Source organism: Thalassotalea coralli (genome assembly GCF_055786205.1).
Window position 1 is genome coordinate 1 of sequence record NZ_JBVVBK010000031.1, and the last position, 265, is coordinate 265.

General features: G+C 43.0%; 1 protein-coding gene and 1 tRNA gene. Both read right to left on the reverse strand.

Translation table 11 applies throughout. The features are described from left to right. Positions 1-7: 7 nt before the first annotated feature. Positions 8-83: transfer RNA gene (locus ACOB80_RS20890), tRNA-Glu, on the reverse strand. After that, positions 69-265 (reverse strand): hypothetical protein (locus ACOB80_RS20895; RefSeq protein ID WP_473167802.1); only part of this gene is annotated, 197 nt, incomplete at its 5' end. The genes ACOB80_RS20895 and ACOB80_RS20890, both read right to left, overlap by 15 nt.

Sequence of the window (265 nt, forward strand, 5' to 3'; positions counted from 1 at the left end):
ATAAAAGTGGCATCCCTAAGGGGATTCGAACCCCTGTTACCGCCGTGAAAGGGCGGTGTCCTAGGCCTCTAGACGATAGGGACACTAAAACTGCTTAGCAAAGTGAACTTTGCTGTTTTAGTGTAAGGCGAACCTTTAGTTAAACTAAAGTGAGCGACCTCACATCTACTAAAGCCGTTCTTTCTGGCTTTAGGGTAAAAGAACATGCCCTGCTCTTTTACATCTATAAACTTTGGTAAAGTTACCTTTACCGTCAAACAATATC